Source organism: Catenibacillus scindens, from assembly GCF_014202115.1.
Lineage (GTDB): Bacteria > Bacillota > Clostridia > Lachnospirales > Lachnospiraceae > Catenibacillus > Catenibacillus scindens.
In genome coordinates this window covers 31,611-50,683 of the sequence record NZ_JACHFW010000017.1, presented here as the reverse complement: position 1 = coordinate 50,683, position 19,073 = coordinate 31,611, and the positions used below count along the sequence as shown (strand labels likewise).

Sequence of the window (19,073 nt, the reverse complement as noted above, 5' to 3'; positions counted from 1 at the left end):
TTTCAGTAAAGAATTTTCAAAATTGTGCAAAAAACAGTAAAAATTTTTTTACAGATGATCGTCCTTCCGTGTTCTCAAATATATCTGTGCCGGCTCCATATTTTCCGAAAAGACGGTAACTTTTACAAGTCCTTCACCGCCCAAAGAGCGAATCAACGCCCCGGCAAAACCGCCGCTCATTAAAACCATTTCCGGGCCCACAAGCCGGGCCGGTCCCCGGACTTTAATCCGCAAAGGCAGATTTACCCAGGGCATGTGTATTTCCTGGTCATCAACAGCCCAAATGCGCAGAAGCGCCATAGTATAGCCATGTCTTTCTGTCAGAGTCCGATGTGAACATTGTATCCTAAGCCGGGCTTTTTTCCCATTTTTTTCCACCAGGCTGTCCACCGGCTGCCCGTTCTTTATAAAATCAAAACGCAGCGTCTGATCTGCTTTCCGGATATCTCCCATATCATTGTAAATCTGTCTGGCATCAACGGCCACCGGCGGATGGGGAAGATGTCTAAACCGTTCCCTGTCCGGATAAAAAGCGCCCAGATCTGCGCCATTTTTATAAACCTCCACAAAATCACAGTTGGTAAACAGCCATATTTTTGACGGAAGGCCGCCTGGGTAATCTCTCAGGGACATTCCGGAAGCAATCTGAGCTACATGATATTCCCCCTGGCTGGCATAAAGCCACGCCGAAAGTTTGGGATTTCTGAAAGGGTCCATGACACCGCTGCCGCAGACAGTATCCTCTCCTCGCAAACCGCCGTCTCCTATCTCATCACACATACACCATCCAAAACTTCCGCAGATCTCATCCTTTGAAAAAGCCCCTTCCAAAACATGTCCGTGATACAGCGCCTGCTCAAGACGCACAGGCTCACAATCCCTGGTCTGGACCGGATACATATGTCCACTATGCTCTGTGACCACATAGGGATGACCAGCCGCCTCCGGAATCTTTTTAGGGGCGCGCAGCCCCGGTCCATACCCCTCAAAAGTATAGTCGGCTCTCCCGCAGACATCTGAATACCCTGTGGCAGAACTCATCTGACGTGTTGGGTCCATGCGTCGGATCAGTTGTCCGGCCCTTCTCACATCATCCACGCCGTCGCTGTCTGTTTCCCACAAAATAACTGACGGATGATTCCGGTACCTTTGGATCACCTGGGTCAACTCCGCCTTTGGAATCACAACCATAAGCCCAATCTCATCACACCGGTTCACAAACGCCTCTGATGGCACACCGTCGGGAGTGCGCACAGCATTTACAGCCAGTTCATTTTTTAAAATATCCGCGTCCGCCTGTTCCAGTGCCGGGGGTAATCCATAACCGATATAGGGATATCTTTGATGGCGGTTTAACCCGAAAATTTTTACTTTTCTGCCGTTGAGATAAAATCCATCCTGCCGAAAGCTTACATTCCGAAAACCAAAACAAGATCTTCGGCTGTCCAGAATATGCCCGGAGTCATCCCACAAAAGGGATTCCATGTAATAAAGTTCCGGCTGGTCCAGATCCCAGTAATATACATGTTCAAAAGCCATCCGCACTGTAACTGTCCAATTTTTTCCTTCCGCCGGTGAAAATTTTGACAAATCACAGAGCGCCGTCCCCAGGCAATTATCCTCTCTATCAAAAACATATGTTTCCAAATATCCTCCGCTGTAATCATATCCGAGATGATCCCTGTATTTTCCCGAAAAAGCTTTGATTGCCACTGGAGGGAGCATATAGGATACTGACAGCCTGGCTCTCCCGCCCCGACCCATTTCCCAGGATTTTTCCGGGATTTTTGTCCGTATTAATATATCTTCAATATGTACTGGATTCCTGACTTCGATATATACACTCCTGTAAATTCCCGGAGCCATCTTTTCCAAAACCCGATCCTCTCCGCCGCTCTCCAGCTTAATGGCGATTCGGTTTTCACTGCCAAAATGAATATATGGTGAAATATCTAAGGAAAATGCCCTGTCCCAGCCACAGTGGTGTCCGGCCAGGCTTCCGTTGACGAAAACCCACGCCTTGGGCCCTACTCCCTCAAAAGTCAGCCATAACTGCCTTCCGGAAAAAGATTCCGGCACTGTCAGCATATAAATATAACCGCAGCCATTTTCTCTCCCCTGACCGGCCCATTCCTCATCAACATGGGGGATACGGACTTTACGCCCCGCAAAGCCGCAGAGTGTGCGAATACATTCCGGTGTCCATAGAGGGAAGAAAATCCACCCGTCATTAATATAAATCCGTCTCACAGAATACCTCTTTTCTATAAATGCAGTCCATGATTTTGTCCATTTGTCGGCAACTCATTATGTTCAATAGTATATCGGATTCTCCGGGGAATTTCAACGGCAAAGAACCCCCATAAAGACGATCAGAAAATCTGAAATCTTTATGAGGGTTCGGTTTTATAGTTTATCCCTGCGGGCAGTGAGCCAAGCGGACGCGCTCGCGCGACCATTTGGCGGTGCTGTGTGCCAGTGGCACACGTTTAGCACCGACCGAAACGGAGTGTAGACCGCCGCAAGGGTCAAATTCCCCGCCCCTTGGGGCACTGCCCGCTTGATGCCACGTTACTTGCAGCGGGGGATTTGACTCATCGTTTATGAGAGGGCGCGCATCCGCCGCAGGAACCGCAGCTTCCGGAACATCCGCCGCAGGCGCCACCGTTCTTCCTGCTCTTGATCATATAACGGATCACCAGTAATACGACCACGATCAAAATAAGCAAAATAATTGCTGTTGCAGGAGTCATTATCATCACCCCTTTTCGCTATTGGTTAGTTTTATCTAACTATTTTTAGTTTACCACTTTTCTTTTTTGTTGTCAATATAAAAAATGAATCCGTCCACCGCTAATACCGCCAGCTCTGTCCGCGTCATATTTGAATTTTCCTCCGATTTATGATATGCTTGGAACATGAACTATGAAAAGACAGGGGGTATTATTATTGGCAATCCATGAATCTGCTGAAAATTATCTTGAAACCATACTAATGTTAAGTCAGCAAAAGTCCGAAGTCCGCTCCATTGACATTGCCAATGAGCTGAACTTTTCAAAACCCAGTGTCAGTGTTGCCATGAAAAATCTTCGCAATAGCGGCCATATTAAAATGGATGAAAATGGATTCATCACCTTGACAGAATCCGGATATCAGATTGCTTCAACAATTTACGAACGCCATACACTGATATCAAAAGCACTCATGAGCCTTGGCGTTGACGAGGAGACGGCTGTCGCCGATGCATGCCGTATTGAACATGTTATCAGCCCGGAAAGCTTTGAGGCCATAAAAAAACATTTAAAAGGAAAAGAGACGGGTAAATCATGAGCAAAAAACTAGAGAGAAACGATCCATGTTGGTGTGGAAGCGGACAGAAATACAAAAAATGCCATATGGCATTTGATGAACGTATCCAGGAATTTGCTGAACAGGGACATCTTGTGCCGGATCATTCTATGATCAAAAATCCGGCACAGATTGCCGGCATCAAGGAGAGCTGTAAAGTCAATAACGCGGTACTGGACTATGTCGCCGCCAACATCCGTCCCGGCATCACTACAGAAGATATTGACCGTATGGTCTATGAAAAGACAACCCAGCTTGGAGGCATTCCCGCCCCGCTGAATTTTGAAGGGTTTCCAAAAAGTGTGTGTACTTCTGTCAATGACCAGGTATGCCACGGAATCCCCTCCGTGGAAGATGTTCTTCAGGAGGGGGATATTATTAACGTAGATGTATCTACGATTTATAAAGGATATTTTTCAGACGCATCCCGGATGTTCTGCGTCGGTCAGGTATCGGAGGAAGCCCGGCGCCTTGTGGATGTTACCAGGGAATGTGTTGAGACAGGAATCTCCATGGTCCGCCCCTGGACATTTCTTGGCGACATGGGCGCCGCTGTTCACGCCCACGCCCTTAAAAATGGCTACAGTGTTGTGCGGGAGATCGGCGGCCATGGCGTTGGCATCCAGTTCCACGAAGAACCCTGGGTCAGCTATGTCTCCCAGCCTGGCACGGAAATGCTCATGGTTCCCGGCATGATCTTTACCATCGAGCCTATGGTTAATATGGGAGGCGAGGAAATTTTCTGCGATGAGGGCAACGGCTGGACCATCTACACAGAAGATGGAACTCTCTCCGCCCAATGGGAAGTTACTGTGCTTGTCACCGAAGATGGCTGTGAGGTTCTCGCTTGGTAAAATGAAGTGAAGGCCAAATACCCTGATGTTGGCATCAGGGTATTTGCCTTTTCCCTAGCGCACTCCTACATGGAGTGTTTTTTCATGCATAGGAAACCGAGTTTCCTACGCATGAAAAAACAGGCTTTAGTCGGCCGTGAAATTGTTAATTTTTTCTCAATAATGAAAAATCAACTGTATATTTAAACAGACCCTTTCCCTATGGTCCCCGGAAGAATTGTTAAATTTGTCCATGTATAAAATACCTGTTCCATGGTATAATATGTAAAGCGCAGCTATGGAAAAACTGGCGTTTTTGAAGGCAATCATTATAATTATTCGTTTTGTTTGTATATAAATCTACAGAAAAGAAGGCATTATCATGAAAAAATTAATTCTTGTTACTTCCCCTCCGGCCTGTGGAAAAACCTACGTGGCCAAGCAGATCGCAAAAGCATTAAATCATGTTGTTTATCTGGATAAAGACACTTTGATCGTTTTAAGCAAACAGATCTTTAAAGTGGCCAACCAGCCCTATAACCGCAGTTCCGACTTTTTTGAAAAAAATATCCGGGACTATGAATATGAAGCCATCCTGAATCTGGCTCTGGAGGCTCTGGAATACGATGATATTGTGCTGATCAACGCCCCATTTACAAGGGAAGTGCGCAATCCGGAATATATCCGTTCCCTCCGGGGAGCGCTGGCCAAAAGACATGTGCAGCTTTGCATTATCTGGGTTGTCACCGACCCCGAAGTCTGCCATCAGCGGATGATCGCCAGAAACAGCGACAGAGATACATGGAAGCTGGAACACTGGGACGAATACATCAGCAAGTGCGACTTCTCCATCCCCCAGGGCATCGGCGATCCTGCCGAGAAAAAGGATCTGATCCTTTTTTACAATTCCAACGACAAAGAATTTCAAAGTTCTTTGAAGGAAGTTGTTGAAATCCTGCAAAAATAATAAAGACATTCTGTCTGTCGTAAAATAGCTGTAAAATTACCACCCGATATCAAAGGAATTGTCCGTTTGATTTCGGGTGGTTTTCTATACTTAAATCTCTGCTTTATTATAATTTTTTACTTGCGTTATTAAAGTAATAGCAAGGAGCTGCCCACTAAGGAATTGGTGTACAACTCCTTCCTTGGACAATCAGAAAAAAATGTCAACTTACCCAAGACCAAGTTGTAGCCCAGTTAAATTTGTTAAATATTGATATAAGCAGATCATACTATTCACGATATGAAACAGGAGAATTAAATATTCCTGTTGAAACCATTGTTGCATTGCGTTCTATCTTTCACTGTTCCTATGACGAATTATTTCAAAATATACGCCCTGATATACAAAAAAATGAATATATGTAACTATTCAGCCATGCGGCTGGTTTAATAAAAATACGGCGCAAGTTTACTTGCAGAGGATTTTTTATTAAACCAGACATATGGCGTTTAGCTATAATCGAGGATTCCGCCGCGTAAGCGGCGGTAAAGCAGCGTTAGCTGCGGGAATCCTAGATGCATGGTTGAATAGTAACGAATATACAAAAAACGCACATAAAATTTCTTGAATCTCATCACTGGATGCGTTATAATGATAATAGAAAAAGGGAAAATAACCGCCCACAAAGTGGTTGACCTCACAAAAGGAAATTGATAGAAATTCCACCCTTGTACTCGGTCAAAGTTTTGGGGTGGTTTTTCTATGCTTAAAGCACTACTTGATAAACGTAAAAACGAATGTCAGCAATGCGAGAATGAACATAGCAAAGGCCATCAGGTCTTTAAAATCAAAAGACTTTTTGTCGTTCATCAGCACCACCCCCATTCTATGTAAGAATAGAGGTCAGCCACCCTGCAACACGGTTATTTCCCTTTCGTATATCTTACCATAGAGAGTTTTTTTCTTCAATTCTGATTAAAAAATTTTCATGACTTAAATCGAAATTCAAATCTATGGCTATTGAGGACGATTATACCAGTCTTATCTGAAAAGCAATCGTCCTGCCCAGTACAGCAAGTTAGGCAGCTAACAAATCCAAATTTGGGGGAATTGTTATGACGGAAACGATGGTGGCTACGATTGGAATAGGTGCATGTGCGCTTGTTTTTATATATCTTGGTTGTTTGATATGGAAAAAGGAAAAAATCACTTTGCTTCATAGTTATCATTATGACAAAGTGTCTCCAAGTGATAAAAAGATTTTTGGTAAAATATCAGGTTGGGGTGTTATCTTTATTGGAATTGGTCTTTTGGTGACTGCTATAATCATCTGTATAACAGATTCAGCATTAAGTTTTATTGCTTTTGCATTGGGATTTGTTGTGGGATTGGCGTTGCTGATTTATGCAGGAGCAAAATATAACCGCTAATAGAGAAGAAAAACTCCTGGACTGTGATGTAGAGCATTTAATGAATTTTTGACACAACAAACAATAATATAGGTCACTTCAAAATAGCCGCTTGCCCGGCCACCCCGCTACGATTCCGCCGCTGGTAATGCGCTAAGTGTTCCCTGCTTTTTCCTACAATTTTAATTTCAAAATTTTTCAAAATTTCAGTGCCATTTCAGGCCATTTTTAGAAACAAAAAAACAGCCGGAATCTTTAAGAAACCCGCTGTTTTACTGGAAAAAACAGAAGCGCGAGACGGGATTCGAACCCGCGACCTTCGCCTTGGCAAGGCGACACTCCACCACTGAGCCACTCGCGCATATTAACAAGATATTTTGTTGTTGTCCTGACGACGAAGTTTATTCTACTATAATTTTACATCCTTGTCAACTCTATTTTTCAAATTTTTTACAATATTTTTCGTAACAGGTTACTGTTCACTGGCAAGCCAGCGAACAGCAACTTTCGCGGGCTGATTTATGCTTACATAAGTATCAGCCCGCCCCATTTCTGATGAAGTGAACGCCCCATAATGAGCAACATAGGGACAATCACCGCTCTCAGGAACGGTGAACCAGGATAAATCCGCTCTCAGCCGGCAGTTCCATGTGGAGCATACCGCCGCACACCTGGCTGCTTCCCGTATTTAATCCGTAACCTCCCGCCGTTGTCTCCAGAAGGCAGTCCATGGAGGCGCCGTCGCCTACGCCAAGCTGCCACACGGGAATATCAATAATTTTTGCGTCGGTAGGGTGATTATTCAAAGCCACCAGAACCTGGGACTTGCTGTCAAAACGTCCGTAGGCCAGCACATTCCACTGGCCGCCCAAGAACTTGATCGAGCCGTATTTCAGAGCGTCCCACGACTTATGGATCTTTATAATATCTTTGTGGAACCGGATCATCTCCTGATCTTCATGTCCCCACGGATAGGTTCTGCGGCTGTCCGGATCAGTCCAGCCGCACACGCCGGCCTCGTCTCCATAATAAATCGTCGGCGCTCCGGGCCAGGTCATCTGAATCAGAACGGCAAGGCGCATTAAAGCTGTATCAATATCCTCCGAGGCCATCTGGGCCCCCACAGTGCCGATACGGCCCACTTTGTGGTTGGTCCGGGTCAGGAAACGGGAATGGTCATGGTTGGACAGTTCATTCATGGCCACAAAAAGAGACTCATAGTGAAAACGGGACATGTGGTGGCTCATAGCGCCGTAAAAGGATTCAAAGTTTCCCAGGAGGTCGCCGCAATACTCATCACTGTGCTTTTCCACACCCGCCAGAAACCATGTGACCGGCTCCATAAAAGCGTCGTAGTTCATCACTGTATCCCACTGGTCGCCCTGAAGCCACGCTGCAGGATCGCCATAATGCTCCGCCAGGATAATCGCCTGGGGATTGGCCTCTTTCACCGCTTTCCGGAACCGGCTCCAAAACTGATGATTATACTGGGAAGAATGCCCAAGGTCCGCCGCCACGTCCAGACGCCAGCCGTCCACATTATAGGGCGGCGATACCCATTTTCTGGCAATCCTAAAAATATACTCCTCAAGCTGCTGGGACTCCTCATAATTCAGCTTTGGCAGAGTATCATGTCCCCACCAGCCGTCATACTGTGTATTATAAGGCCACTGACTGTTCTCGCTAAATTTGAAAAATGTGTGATAGGGACTGTCCTGGGAAATAAACGCCCCTTTCTCATAGCCCTCCTGATTTTCATAAATACGTTCCCGATCCATCCATTTATTAAATGAACCACAGTGGTTAAACACCCCGTCCAGGATCACTTTCATCCCCCGGCGATGGATTTCCTCTACAAGACAGGCAAAAAAGGCGTTGCTGGCCTCAAGATTCTTCTTGTTGGTCACCCGGCAGATATACCGCGCCGCGCCGGTATTTTCCGTCTCCCAGTCCTCCAGGACACGGCCTTCATCCTCCACCAGCTTTCCAAAATGGGGATCAATATAGTCATAATCCTGAATATCATACTTATGATTAGATGGCGATACAAAAACAGGATTGAGATAAATGACATCAACCCCCAGATCTTGGAGATAATCCAGCTTATCCATAACGCCCTGAAGATCGCCGCCATAGAAACGCCCTACATCCATTGGCATGGGCAGACTATTCCAATCCCGAACCTGACAAACCTTCTGCTTGACATAAATATATTCATCGTTCACCACATCGTTGGATGGATCTCCGTTACAAAAACGATCCACAAAAATCTGATAAAAGACCGCGCCTTTGGCCCAGTCCGGCGTATGAAAATCCGGGACAAGATGAAAACTATAATAAGACTGAACCTCATCCATGGCGCCCCGCTTATTAAAGTAAACGGTCATATTTCCCGAAGTCACCTTGAAATAATACTCCTGTCCCCCGTTTCCGCAGGGAATAACCGCTTCATAATAATCAAACAGCTCATCCGATGAACATTTCTCCATATCAATGCTCATGCCGTCCATGATCACCTGGACAGCTTCCACATTACTTTTTCCGGTACGGAAGCGCAAAATTACCGAATATCCTTTGGATGTCTGAATAAAACTCCGGTAATTTTCTGTTCCGTCCGCAAATAAAGCATCCTTGTTGATCAGCGGATGCATATGATTTATATAAAACTGAACCTGCTGTCCATAAGGTATATCGCCTAAATTTATATTCAAGTTCATACGATCATGCTCCTTTAGTCTAAGGTTCTTCTCTGGCCTAAAGACTACTTATTATTATACCGTAAGACATATTTTTTTACCACCTTTTTTTCGCCCCAATCGGATAGTGAAGCTTCCTTGCTACTCTTCACGGGTAGCCGGAAACACTTCCTTTCCTATCCGATTATCGCGATACCCCGCTCATCTCGCGGCTTTGCCGCTCGATGATCTACGTTCCCTTCGGTCAGCGTAAAAAGTCCGGGGGATGATATTCCTCCGGACTTTTGTTTCATAATCACATAAATCACTGATCAAACAGAGCTTCAAATTCTTCCCGCGTGATCTTTTCCTTCTCCATAAGAAGGGCGGCACACCGGTGAAGCACATCAAGATTTTCATCAATAATCCGACGGGCCTCTTTGTGACAGTCATCGACGATCCGTTTAATCTCATGATCAATCACTGTCGCTACATTTTCACCGTAGCCCCTTGTATGGGCCAAATCACGGCCAATGAAAACTTCATCTTCATCGTTGCCGTAGCAGATCAGCCCAACTTCATCAGACATACCAAACTTGGTAACCATAGCTCTGGCTGTGGCTGTAGCCTGCTTAATATCCTGAGACGCCCCTGTGGTGATATCATCAAAAATAATCTCCTCAGCCACACGTCCGCCCAGGGCTACAGTAATATCCTGAAGCATCTTACCTTTTGTGTTAAAGATCTCATCCTTTTCAGGGAGAGGCATCGTATAACCGGCGGCTCCCATGCCTGTGGGAATGATGGATACGCTGTATACCGGCCCCACATCCGGCAGCACATGGAATAAAATAGCATGGCCGGATTCGTGGTAAGCTGTGATACGCTTTTCTTTCTCGGAAATAACACGGCTGTGTTTCTCTGTTCCGATGCCCACTTTCACAAAGGACTTACGGATATCATCCTGGACAATATAGGCCCGCCCCGCCTTAGCGGCGGTAATCGCAGATTCATTCATCAGATTCTCAAGGTCAGCCCCAGTAAAACCGGCAGTTGTCTGGGCGATCTGATCCAGATCTACATCATCGCCAAGGGGTTTGCCCTTTGTGTGTACATCCAGGATCTCCCTGCGCCCGCGGATATCTGGCCGTCCCACAGCGATCTTACGGTCAAAGCGGCCCGGACGCAGGATCGCCGGGTCAAGGATATCTACACGGTTAGTGGCCGCCATAACAATGATGCCCTCATTGACTCCAAAACCGTCCATCTCCACAAGAAGCTGGTTTAATGTCTGCTCCCGCTCATCATGGCCGCCGCCCATACCGGTACCTCTCCGGCGGGCAACAGCGTCAATCTCGTCAATAAAAACAATACATGGGGCGTTCTTCTTCGCGTCAGCAAATAAATCCCGGACACGGGAAGCGCCCACGCCTACAAACATTTCTACAAAGTCTGAACCGGAAATGCTGAAAAAAGGAACGCCCGCCTCCCCGGCCACCGCTTTTGCCATTAATGTCTTACCAGTTCCCGGAGGGCCCACAAGAATCACGCCCTTGGGAATCCGAGCGCCTACCTGGGTATACTTCTGAGGATTTTTAAGGAAATCTACGATCTCCGCCAGATCTTCCTTCTCTTCCTCCAGGCCGGCGACATTTTTAAAATTAATATGGTTGACCCCTTCTCTGGTCATCTTCGCCCGGCTCTTGCCGAAATTCATCATCTTATTGTTGGAACCTCCAGCACTCTGCTGGGCCGATATAAACGTAAAAAAGATGACGATAGCTACAACGCCTAAAACGATCAGGACAATGTTCTCTTCCAGCCATGTGGGCCGCTGCACATCCCGGAAGGAGTAGGCCGTAAAGCCCTGCTCATCCATCCAGTTCTGAACTTCGGTCACATCCGGCGTATAAAAGCTCCTCTGCTCGCCAGTGTCCGTCATGACATACACAACGCCGGTAGGTACTTCCTCATTCTGGGAAATCACTACCTGACTGATAGTTCCTTCTTCTGCCAGATCTGATTTAAACTGAGGATAGGAATAATTTCCCACATCGCTGGCGTTCATCTCAGACCACACTACATACAACAGCAGTATGATAATGACAGCAAAAGGCCATATACTGAATCTTCTCCTGCTATTCACTTTCTGTCCTCCTTACTGCTCCACAACTCCGATATACGGAAGATTTCTGTATTTCTGGGCATAATCCAGACCATATCCCACTACAAATTCATCGGGGATCTCAAAGCCTACGTAGTCCACATGAACGTCAGCCACGCGCCGCTGGGGCTTATCCAGAAGGGTGCAGATCTTAATACTCTCCGGCTTTCTCTTATAGAGGATCTCCACGAGATAGTGCAGAGTATTGCCGGAATCAATAATATCTTCCACGATTAATACGTTCTTTCCCTCCAGAGGTTCATCCAGATCCTTTACAATGCGCACGGCGCCGGAACTTGTGGTGCCGTTGCCGTAACTGGATACGGACATAAAATCCATAGAAACAGGCACCGAAATACGCTTCGCCAGTTCACACATAAAGAACACACCGCCTTTAAGGACACACACAAGGTGGACGCTCTTCCCCTCGTAATCTTTTGAAATCTGCTCTCCCAGCGCTCTGATTTTAGCGTCAACCTCTTCTTCTGTTAAAAGGACTCTGATCTTATCTTCCATTTTATTTTTCTCCTTTGACTTTTATCTCTAAAATCCTTTCAGTATTTTCCGTAATTTTATAAGCCTCGCTGATACGCCCGCCAATGACCCACAATACGTGGCTGCCCTGGGCGATGAGAAGTACTTTATCCCGATCCTGCCTTGGTATCTTATCATCAATAAAAAGCCTGCGCAGAAGTTTTCTGCTCCCCGAAGGGCCGGCTATGAGATAATCACCGCTTTTACGGTGCCGTAATTGCAGGCTATCTTTAATTTTATCATAATCCAGCCATTTCGTATACTGCTTTTCCTCAATTCTTTGATTTTTCTCACATTTTTTTACAGTAAATTCAAGGGTTATGGCCGGCTCCTCCAGAGAAATGGTCCATGTCTCCCCAATATGGAAGGGCACCTCAATGTCCTTCTCAAAAACAGCCAGATCAGTCGGTCTGGCCCATTGCGGCCCGGCACTATTCTCATTCTCCTCCGGCTCCGTCCGTCGGAGAAATCTGAGACGGTCATATTCCCGGATCACCGTCAGGCCGTAGGGCAGGTATGTCATCTTCCCCACGGGCTTGTCTAAAAGCTGCGCTGTCTGAAGAATATGTCCCCGTGTGATATCCTTGAGGGAACCGGTCTCTCTGTAGATTTTTTTTCGGAGAACCGCCTGCAAAATAATGTCATCCATAGCCCCAAGGGCATGGAGCATCAGTCCTCCGTCGGGCGTGCCGGCTTCTTCCAAAGCCTGATCCGCCTCCCGGTCAACGCGCTTTTCCACCGCTCCCGCCTCCCAGGCCAGATTAAAAATATGTTCCACAGCACCAGGATTAATATGTTCCAGAACATAAGGCATCAGTTCATTGCGCAGCCGGTTTCGGGTATAATCATTTTTCAGATTTGTGCTGTCTGTGCAAAAACCAATCCCCTGACACTTTAACACCTCTTCGATCTCCCGGCGCTCAAGGCAAAGAAGCGGGCGGATAATATTATCCCGAACCGGCGGGATGGACGCCATGCCAGTCAGGCCGCTCCCTCGAAAAACATTAAAAAGAAAGGTCTCCGCCACATCATTTTTATTGTGGGCTACGGCAATCCTGCCATTTTCCCATCCAAGTTCCTCCAAAATCTGATGAAAACACCGGTACCGGAAGGCACGCCCCGCTTCTTCCTCAGACATCCCCTCCGACTTTGCCATCGCCGGCACATCTCCCCGGACACACCGGTACAATATCCCCCGATCACGGCAAAAGTCCCGGACAAAAGTCTCATCCCTATCCGCTTCCGCCCCGCGGATGCCATGGTGGACATGGACGGCGCACAGGTTCAGATTCAGCTTTTCTTTCAGATTCATAAGCACAAAAAGAAGGCACATGGAATCTGCGCCTCCGGAAATCCCGGCAACAATTCCATCGTTCCGGGAGATCATGTGATTTTTTTGTATAAACGCTTCCGCCTTTTTTAAAATTCCGTCCATGTGCCACCCTCCTTCGCGCCGGTATACTCTAATGATAACATCCCACATCTGGAAATATTCACATTATAGCATACCAGCGCCGGATTTTACAAGCAGGCATGGAAGATCCTCTACTCAGCCCGCGCCATCCCTGATGCCTGAACTGTTACACCACGTTAAGATTTATACACGCCGCAGGTCAGCACTGTCATATCGTCATTGATGGCATACTTGCTCTCTGCCATGGCATATTTTAAAATGGCGTTGGCCGTCTCCTGGGGGCTGACGCCATCCAACTGGCGGATATATTCCCCTAGCGTTTCCTCCTTGTCCTCCCCCTCGATCTGATTAATGATCCCATCGGTGATCATTATAATCATATCCCCATCCTCCATATGCCTGGATGTTCCCTCATAATCCGCCTGGGTAAACGCTCCCACCGGGAGCGTTTCTGACCGTATGGCTTCAACTCCTGTCTTATGTTTTATATAGGTGGTCGAAGCCCCCGCCTTGACAAATTCGCAGATTCCGGAATAGAGATCCAATATACTGATATCTATAGTAGAGAATGCTTTTTGATCTGATCTGAGAAACATCAGAGAATTAATCAAACGCACAGCGGATTGTTTTCCAAAGCCTGTATCCAGGAGCTGTTCCAGAAGATCAATAATATATTCACTGTCTTCGCTTGCCAGCTTTCCCGAACCCATACCGTCAGATAAAGACATGATCATCTGCCCTCCGGACAAAGGCATAAACATATAGCTGTCTCCGGAAACTTCTTCCTGATTTTTCACCGCACAGGCCACACCTTCAATTGTCTTTAAATGGATACCCTCAACAAATTCATATGTGTTAAATTCTTTAGAAATCACCATACGACACCCCTTTGCCAGAATAAACTCTTTACCAAATACTTCCCTGATCAGACCGCATATCTCTTTAGCGGTCATACACCGTCCCCGGCGCATTTTTGCCACCATATAGATACTTTGCCTGTTATTGGGCTTTCTGGCTACCGTCAGGCTTTTTACATTGACTTTGCTTAAAGCCAGCCTCTGACGCAGCGCGGCGATCTCCGGACGGTCCACCACAACATCCGCATCCAGCTCCTGAGAAAAATCCTCAATAATTTCGGCCACCTCGCCCAGTTGTCCCGCAATTGCCAGCCGGCTTTCCATCATACGGTTGCGCCAGTTTAAATTTAATTTGGCCACCTCCATCACCCGGGAGGTTTCATTTAAAAACCTATCAATATTGATACATCTTTTTTTAAAGGACAAAGGCAGCTCACTTCTGGCCATGTCCCCATTTTTAGAATAATAGTCCAATATATTTGAAGCGGCATTATATGTCTCATAATATTCTTTTTCCCAGCAATAATCACACCGGCTGCACTTGCCGCACACATTCCGTGTCAGCTCATCAAAGGCGGCGTCCATTTCTTCCTGGGACAGACAGCTTCTGGGAGATACGCCCGCGTTAAACGTATCCGCCAGTTTTTTAAAGGACTCTGAAAAACCTTTCAAACGGCTTTTTGTCAACTCCTGGCCAGATGGAGCATCCGGACTTTCCACAGAGGGAAGGGCGTTTTTTCTTCTCGCGATCAGCCCCTCCGGAAGGAGCAGGAAAACAAGCACTGCGGCAATCACTCCCTGGATACTGGCAGTATCCAGAAGCCAGGGGACACCAAGATATCCTGTGAGAATTACACCGGCCATAAATGTAAGTCCGCTGGCCAGCCTTCCCTTTTCCCTGAAAGCTCCTGCCAGAATCCCGATCATAGCCATAAATCCCGGCAGACTCACATCGCTTTGCTGGTACGCCATAACGCTACCAATACATGCCCCGGCAATAGCACCACCTCCGGCGCCATAACAGTAACCGATATACAAAATCACAAACAATATGAGTGTTTCAAAAACAGAGTGGGTGTTCATGAGGAAATTACGGAAAGCGAACACACACAGGGCGATGGTTATCCCAAGACCGATCTGATCTTCATTGGACAGCAGTCGGTCATTTTTGTGAAACAAAAAGATCCTTATAGCCCGGTCAAACACAAAAACCATGGCAAAGGAGACAACTCCCTCTAATGAGGAGATAAGGGCGAGCTGCCCCACATTCGCCCGTTCCAGCCCGTTAAGCCCGACGGAATAGGCAAAACCGGCAATGGTTATGAATATTCCGCATATTAAAGCCATTTTCAGCGGCGTCAGCGCCTTCTTCCTCATTTCAAGCACTTTTACCGCAGCGGCAATCCCAAGGATCACACCAATGTATTTCAATAAAATCCCCGGCGGCATTGCTGTGGCCATACCCACCGCCGAAGCAGCCGCCACAAGAAGCCGGCCTGGCTTGTACATATACGCGCAGGCAAAATAAGCAATACCGAAAGGATTCATCATCAGTAGGACCGAACGATTGATCACCGCTCCAACAACAGCAATGACCACGTTTCTGAAATCCAATTTTCTCATTGACGAGCCTCCTGACTTTCCCTTGTTGGTGCCACCCATTATAGCGTTCCTCATTGGATTTGTCTGTCATATTCTGGCATAAAAAAATAAAAACCTTTCGGCATAATGTCTTATTCAAGGGGATTTTTTCGGTTTTTTAAGAAATTAAACCTGTTTAAGAAGCGCTTAATATTTTATAGCAACAGTTCAGCCATCCGTCATAGGGCGGGATGATTTATGCCTGCATAAAGATCAGACCGCCCTATGACGGATGTGTTGAGCGCCTGATTATGAGCAAAGGAGCGGCGTTAGCCGCGGGTCAGCGCGGCAGCGCGGCTTTGCGAATGGCGCGGGCTGAACTGTTGCTTACTTTTCCCTTCAGCCATCCGTCGCAGGGCGGGATGATTTATGCCTGCATAAAGATCAGACCGGGCCAAGCTCAACAAACAGCCATTCTAAAGTTCCAAGTTTGCGGACAATCATGGAAGATGTGGCTCTATTAGCTTTTACAAAAGATTTACAGATATAGAATGATTCTGCGCTGTTGAATTTAGATATGTGAAGATTCATCCTTCATCCCGGCATCATAGCATATGCCGTCTGAAAAAACAATATGCCGGAAATTCGCTATGGCATAATGAAAATTTTGAAATACTGGAAATTGATAAATAAGAATGCTATAATGCCTATGTTGCCTCCCCGAATCTGGTAACAGAAAGGGGGTGTTTGCAAATGGAAGCTCTTATATCTTTTATTATTGCTGTCGCGGCAGGTGTGATTAGCCATCTCATCTGCAAATGGTTGGACAACAATAAAAAGTAGGCAACCAGCCTATGGTCTAAGCCGCCAAAAAATGGAATAGAAAACCCCAGTGCTGCAACACTGGGGTTTTCGTTTGTGTTTGCAATGGATATTCTTATATCTCTTAGCCTACTGGCATTATAGCATATGTCGTCTGAAAAAACAATATGCCTGAAATTTTTTGGCCATAACTAACGCAAAAAGACGCAACCAAATGCTGCGTCTTTTTTGCAGTAGCGGAAACTGGATTTGAACCAGCGACACCACGGGTATGAACCGTGTGCTCTAGCCAACTGAGCTATTCCGCCACACCAACGAAAGTTATTATACCTGATGATCTTATAAATGTCAACAGGTAATTTTTATTTTTTTCAGTTCAGCCATCGTTACTGTTCACACAGCAGCCAGACACTTGCTGTCTGGCTGCGTAAGAACGTGATTCAGGCGTTCGCAGGCTTCTTTTGCGAAGCAAAACTTTAAATAAGCCTGCGAATGTTGCTGTTTACTGGCTTGCCAGTGAACAGTAACCAGCCATCAGTAATGGGACGGCCTGAACTGTTGCTTGCTTTCCGTTCAGCTATCTTTATCACTGCGCGCTGGTTTCGTCCTGTTTCTGGAACACGATCTCATTGTCATGGACAAGTCCGAGACGTTCCCGCGCAAGTTCTTCAATATAATCATCGGAGCGAATATACTCGCTCTCTCTTTCAAGATCCTGGGAAACTTCTTCCTGCTCACTGATCTGAGCTTCCAGATCTGCCTCCACAGCGGCATTCTCGCGGAGCTGGGATCTCAGGCCGAAGCTGCTGTAAGTGATAATAAAACACAGGACAAGGACAACTCCTGTGATCATGATCATGCCGCCTCGCGCCTTTCTGCGCGGCGCCTTTTTTTCTATCTTTTTATGGTTTGATGTTTTTGCCATTAGATCACCTATTTATTCATCGGATATTTGACTATTCCTATTCTACCCCTTTTTTACCTCTTTTTCAACTGATTTGGCTATTAATTCCTTCTTTTTTAACATTTTCCCCAGCCTTTTTAAAGGTCTTGACAGTATTTTCAATAATCGTCCGGCAAATATCAGGCATTTTTTTACTTTATCCAGGAAGAATCCCAGAATTTTCCCCGCGATCCTGGACAGCCAGCTTCCAAAAATCCATAAATAAAGGGCCATACCCAGAATCATACCAAACATCGTATAACTGCGTATGGCCCCGTCATCATATTTGAACATTAAACGGAAAATCATCAGTGCTTCCACGATCCAGAACAGAAGATCCTCCGCGGCATATAGCCACGCCGGGGTGGGCATGACTCTACGCAGAGTCCTAAGTCCATCGTAGGCCAGCGCCACGCCGGCTCCCCACACGATTGCCGTCAAAAACAGTCCAAGCTGTGTATGTACAGCCATGCTCACATAGGAATCGCCCAGAAACATCTATTTAAAAAGCCTTCCTATGATCTTTCCCGCCTGTTTTGACGCTTTGTGGGTATCGGAATAAATCAGGCTGTCCACTTTTCCTTCGACGTTGACTTCGCCGTTCTCTACGGTCAGACGGCTCATATGAAGCTGATCGCCTTTGACCATAAGCATCCCTGAAGATGTCTCCAAAAGGATCTGGGCGCTGTCAAAAGATATAACATCACTGACGCCTGTAAGCTGGATTTTTTTTCTGTTCTTCAGCACAAGAGTATGGCTTTGCGTCCCAGGACGTTCTTCCATAATAACACTCTCCTAAAGCACACCGGTTTATTTAATTATATGCCAGTTTCTCAGGAAAAATGCTACCTTGCTGCCTTTACAGATAGCGGAATAACTCTTTTGCCTCCTCCTTTTTGGAAGTCTCCGCCACCGACAAAACTTCCGCCCTGACGCTGCGGGTCCCAAAACCGATCTCAATAACATCCCCCGGTTTTACATTAGCTGACGCCTTAGCCACTTTGCCGTTGACCATGACCCGCCCTGCGTCACAAGCTTCATTAGCAATAGTCCGCCGCTTGATCAGCCGGGATACTTTTAAAAATTTATCCAGTCTCACTTTCCTTTTCCCCTTTCACAAACATCTGGCCGGGAATCTTACCGGTTTCCCATGCCCGTAAAACAGCCCATAACAAAATCGGGTGCTGGTTTCGTCGCCAGCACCCGGTATCTGTTATAATCTGATCATCAATGTTTCTTATGCGTTGATAACGTCTTTTAATGCTTTGCCCGCTTTGAATTTTGGAGCCTTGGAAGCTTTGATCTCCATAGTCTCGCCTGTCTGAGGATTTCTGCCCTCTCTTGCCGGTCTTTCAGAAACTTCAAATGTACCGAATCCAACTAACTGAATCTTTTCACCTTTTACTAATTCTTCTGTTACCACGTCGATGAATGCTTTTAACGCTTTCTCGGAATCTTTTTTGGATAACTCTGCTTTCTCAGCCATAGCTGCGATTAATTCTGCTTTGTTCATAGTATAAAATCCTCCTAAACTTATTGGTATCCGC

At 46.3% G+C, this 19,073-nt stretch carries 17 protein-coding genes and 2 tRNA genes; 5 read left to right on the top strand and 14 right to left on the bottom strand.

The features are described 5' to 3' along the window. Positions 1 to 48: 48 nt before the first annotated feature. Together HNP82_RS15630 and HNP82_RS15625 are read right to left on the bottom strand one after the other, a co-directional pair. On the bottom strand, positions 49 to 2,250 hold the full coding sequence (locus HNP82_RS15630) for a glycoside hydrolase family 2 protein (RefSeq protein ID WP_183776227.1): 2,202 nt from the start codon (positions 2,248 to 2,250) through the stop codon (positions 49 to 51). A 344-nt stretch (positions 2,251 to 2,594) separates the two neighbouring features. Continuing rightward, entirely contained in the window at positions 2,595 to 2,753 is a 159-nt protein-coding gene (locus tag HNP82_RS15625; protein ID WP_183776226.1) for a FeoB-associated Cys-rich membrane protein, read from the bottom strand. Positions 2,754 to 2,949: 196 nt separating this feature from the next. Here HNP82_RS15625 and HNP82_RS15620 point away from each other — a divergent pair, with 196 nt between their 5' ends. The 5 genes from HNP82_RS15620 (at position 2,950) to HNP82_RS15600 (ending at position 6,557) form a co-directional block, all read left to right on the top strand. Next, positions 2,950 to 3,330: a metal-dependent transcriptional regulator gene (locus tag HNP82_RS15620; RefSeq protein ID WP_183776225.1), complete on the top strand. Its 381-nt coding sequence runs from the start codon at positions 2,950 to 2,952 to the stop codon at positions 3,328 to 3,330. Then, entirely contained in the window at positions 3,327 to 4,202 is an 876-nt protein-coding gene (locus HNP82_RS15615) for a methionyl aminopeptidase (protein ID WP_183776224.1), read from the top strand. Before HNP82_RS15620 ends, HNP82_RS15615 begins: the two co-directional genes overlap by 4 nt. A 361-nt stretch (positions 4,203 to 4,563) precedes the next feature. Then, entirely contained in the window at positions 4,564 to 5,148 is a 585-nt protein-coding gene (locus tag HNP82_RS15610; RefSeq protein WP_183776223.1) for an AAA family ATPase, read from the top strand. Between the two features lie 161 nt (positions 5,149 to 5,309). Continuing rightward, positions 5,310 to 5,552, top strand: coding sequence for a helix-turn-helix domain-containing protein (locus HNP82_RS15605; protein WP_183776255.1), 243 nt, complete (start codon positions 5,310 to 5,312; stop codon positions 5,550 to 5,552). Positions 5,553 to 6,242: 690 nt separating this feature from the next. Then, the gene (locus tag HNP82_RS15600) at positions 6,243 to 6,557 is read left to right on the top strand and encodes a DUF3784 domain-containing protein (protein ID WP_183776222.1); all 315 of its coding nucleotides are present in this window, start codon (positions 6,243 to 6,245) and stop codon (positions 6,555 to 6,557) included. Between the two features lie 268 nt (positions 6,558 to 6,825). Here HNP82_RS15600 and HNP82_RS15595 read toward each other — a convergent pair. From HNP82_RS15595 to HNP82_RS15540, 12 genes are all read right to left on the bottom strand, one after another. After that, positions 6,826 to 6,897 (bottom strand) — tRNA-Gly (locus HNP82_RS15595). A gap of 241 nt (positions 6,898 to 7,138) precedes the next feature. After that, positions 7,139 to 9,253, bottom strand: coding sequence for an alpha-glycosidase (locus HNP82_RS15590; RefSeq protein ID WP_243164808.1), 2,115 nt, complete (start codon positions 9,251 to 9,253; stop codon positions 7,139 to 7,141). A gap of 283 nt (positions 9,254 to 9,536) precedes the next feature. Continuing rightward, complete coding sequence (ftsH, locus tag HNP82_RS15585) at positions 9,537 to 11,357, bottom strand: ATP-dependent zinc metalloprotease FtsH (protein WP_183776221.1); 1,821 nt, start codon at positions 11,355 to 11,357, stop codon at positions 9,537 to 9,539. Positions 11,358 to 11,369: 12 nt separating this feature from the next. Continuing rightward, entirely contained in the window at positions 11,370 to 11,891 is a 522-nt protein-coding gene (gene hpt, locus HNP82_RS15580; RefSeq protein ID WP_183776219.1) for a hypoxanthine phosphoribosyltransferase, read from the bottom strand. 1 nt (position 11,892) lies between these two features. Further along, positions 11,893 to 13,344, bottom strand: a complete 1,452-nt coding sequence (gene tilS / locus HNP82_RS15575; protein WP_183776218.1) for a tRNA lysidine(34) synthetase TilS — start codon at positions 13,342 to 13,344, stop codon at positions 11,893 to 11,895. Positions 13,345 to 13,499: 155 nt separating this feature from the next. Continuing rightward, positions 13,500 to 15,803, bottom strand: a complete 2,304-nt coding sequence (gene spoIIE, locus HNP82_RS15570; protein WP_183776217.1) for a stage II sporulation protein E — start codon at positions 15,801 to 15,803, stop codon at positions 13,500 to 13,502. 1,014 nt (positions 15,804 to 16,817) lie between these two features. Next, positions 16,818 to 16,891: transfer RNA gene (locus HNP82_RS15565), tRNA-Met, on the bottom strand. 278 nt (positions 16,892 to 17,169) lie between these two features. Then, on the bottom strand, positions 17,170 to 17,508 hold the full coding sequence (locus HNP82_RS15560) for an FtsB family cell division protein (RefSeq protein ID WP_183776215.1): 339 nt from the start codon (positions 17,506 to 17,508) through the stop codon (positions 17,170 to 17,172). Between the two features lie 42 nt (positions 17,509 to 17,550). After that, positions 17,551 to 18,024: a spore cortex biosynthesis protein YabQ gene (gene yabQ, locus HNP82_RS15555; RefSeq protein ID WP_183776213.1), complete on the bottom strand. Its 474-nt coding sequence runs from the start codon at positions 18,022 to 18,024 to the stop codon at positions 17,551 to 17,553. Beyond that, on the bottom strand, positions 18,025 to 18,309 hold the full coding sequence (yabP, locus tag HNP82_RS15550; protein WP_183776212.1) for a sporulation protein YabP: 285 nt from the start codon (positions 18,307 to 18,309) through the stop codon (positions 18,025 to 18,027). It abuts the gene before it with no gap. A gap of 76 nt (positions 18,310 to 18,385) precedes the next feature. Further along, entirely contained in the window at positions 18,386 to 18,625 is a 240-nt protein-coding gene (locus HNP82_RS15545) for an RNA-binding S4 domain-containing protein (protein ID WP_183776210.1), read from the bottom strand. Between the two features lie 138 nt (positions 18,626 to 18,763). Next, on the bottom strand, positions 18,764 to 19,039 hold the full coding sequence (locus HNP82_RS15540; RefSeq protein ID WP_183776209.1) for an HU family DNA-binding protein: 276 nt from the start codon (positions 19,037 to 19,039) through the stop codon (positions 18,764 to 18,766). Positions 19,040 to 19,073: the final 34 nt, after the last annotated feature.

Coding starts and splice junctions, on each gene's coding strand:
- HNP82_RS15540 (WP_183776209.1), bottom strand. CDS start 19,039: ATGAACAAAGCAGAATTAATCGCAGCTATGGCTGAGAAAGCAGAGTTA.
- tilS (WP_183776218.1), bottom strand. CDS start 13,344: ATGGACGGAATTTTAAAAAAGGCGGAAGCGTTTATACAAAAAAATCAC.
- hpt (WP_183776219.1), bottom strand. CDS start 11,891: ATGGAAGATAAGATCAGAGTCCTTTTAACAGAAGAAGAGGTTGACGCT.
- yabQ (WP_183776213.1), bottom strand. CDS start 18,024: ATGTTTCTGGGCGATTCCTATGTGAGCATGGCTGTACATACACAGCTT.
- HNP82_RS15600 (WP_183776222.1), top strand. CDS start 6,243: ATGACGGAAACGATGGTGGCTACGATTGGAATAGGTGCATGTGCGCTT.
- HNP82_RS15625 (WP_183776226.1), bottom strand. CDS start 2,753: ATGACTCCTGCAACAGCAATTATTTTGCTTATTTTGATCGTGGTCGTA.
- yabP (WP_183776212.1), bottom strand. CDS start 18,309: ATGGAAGAACGTCCTGGGACGCAAAGCCATACTCTTGTGCTGAAGAAC.
- HNP82_RS15590 (WP_243164808.1), bottom strand. CDS start 9,253: ATGAACTTGAATATAAATTTAGGCGATATACCTTATGGACAGCAGGTT.
- HNP82_RS15560 (WP_183776215.1), bottom strand. CDS start 17,508: ATGGCAAAAACATCAAACCATAAAAAGATAGAAAAAAAGGCGCCGCGC.
- HNP82_RS15615 (WP_183776224.1), top strand. CDS start 3,327: ATGAGCAAAAAACTAGAGAGAAACGATCCATGTTGGTGTGGAAGCGGA.
- HNP82_RS15610 (WP_183776223.1), top strand. CDS start 4,564: ATGAAAAAATTAATTCTTGTTACTTCCCCTCCGGCCTGTGGAAAAACC.
- spoIIE (WP_183776217.1), bottom strand. CDS start 15,803: ATGAGAAAATTGGATTTCAGAAACGTGGTCATTGCTGTTGTTGGAGCG.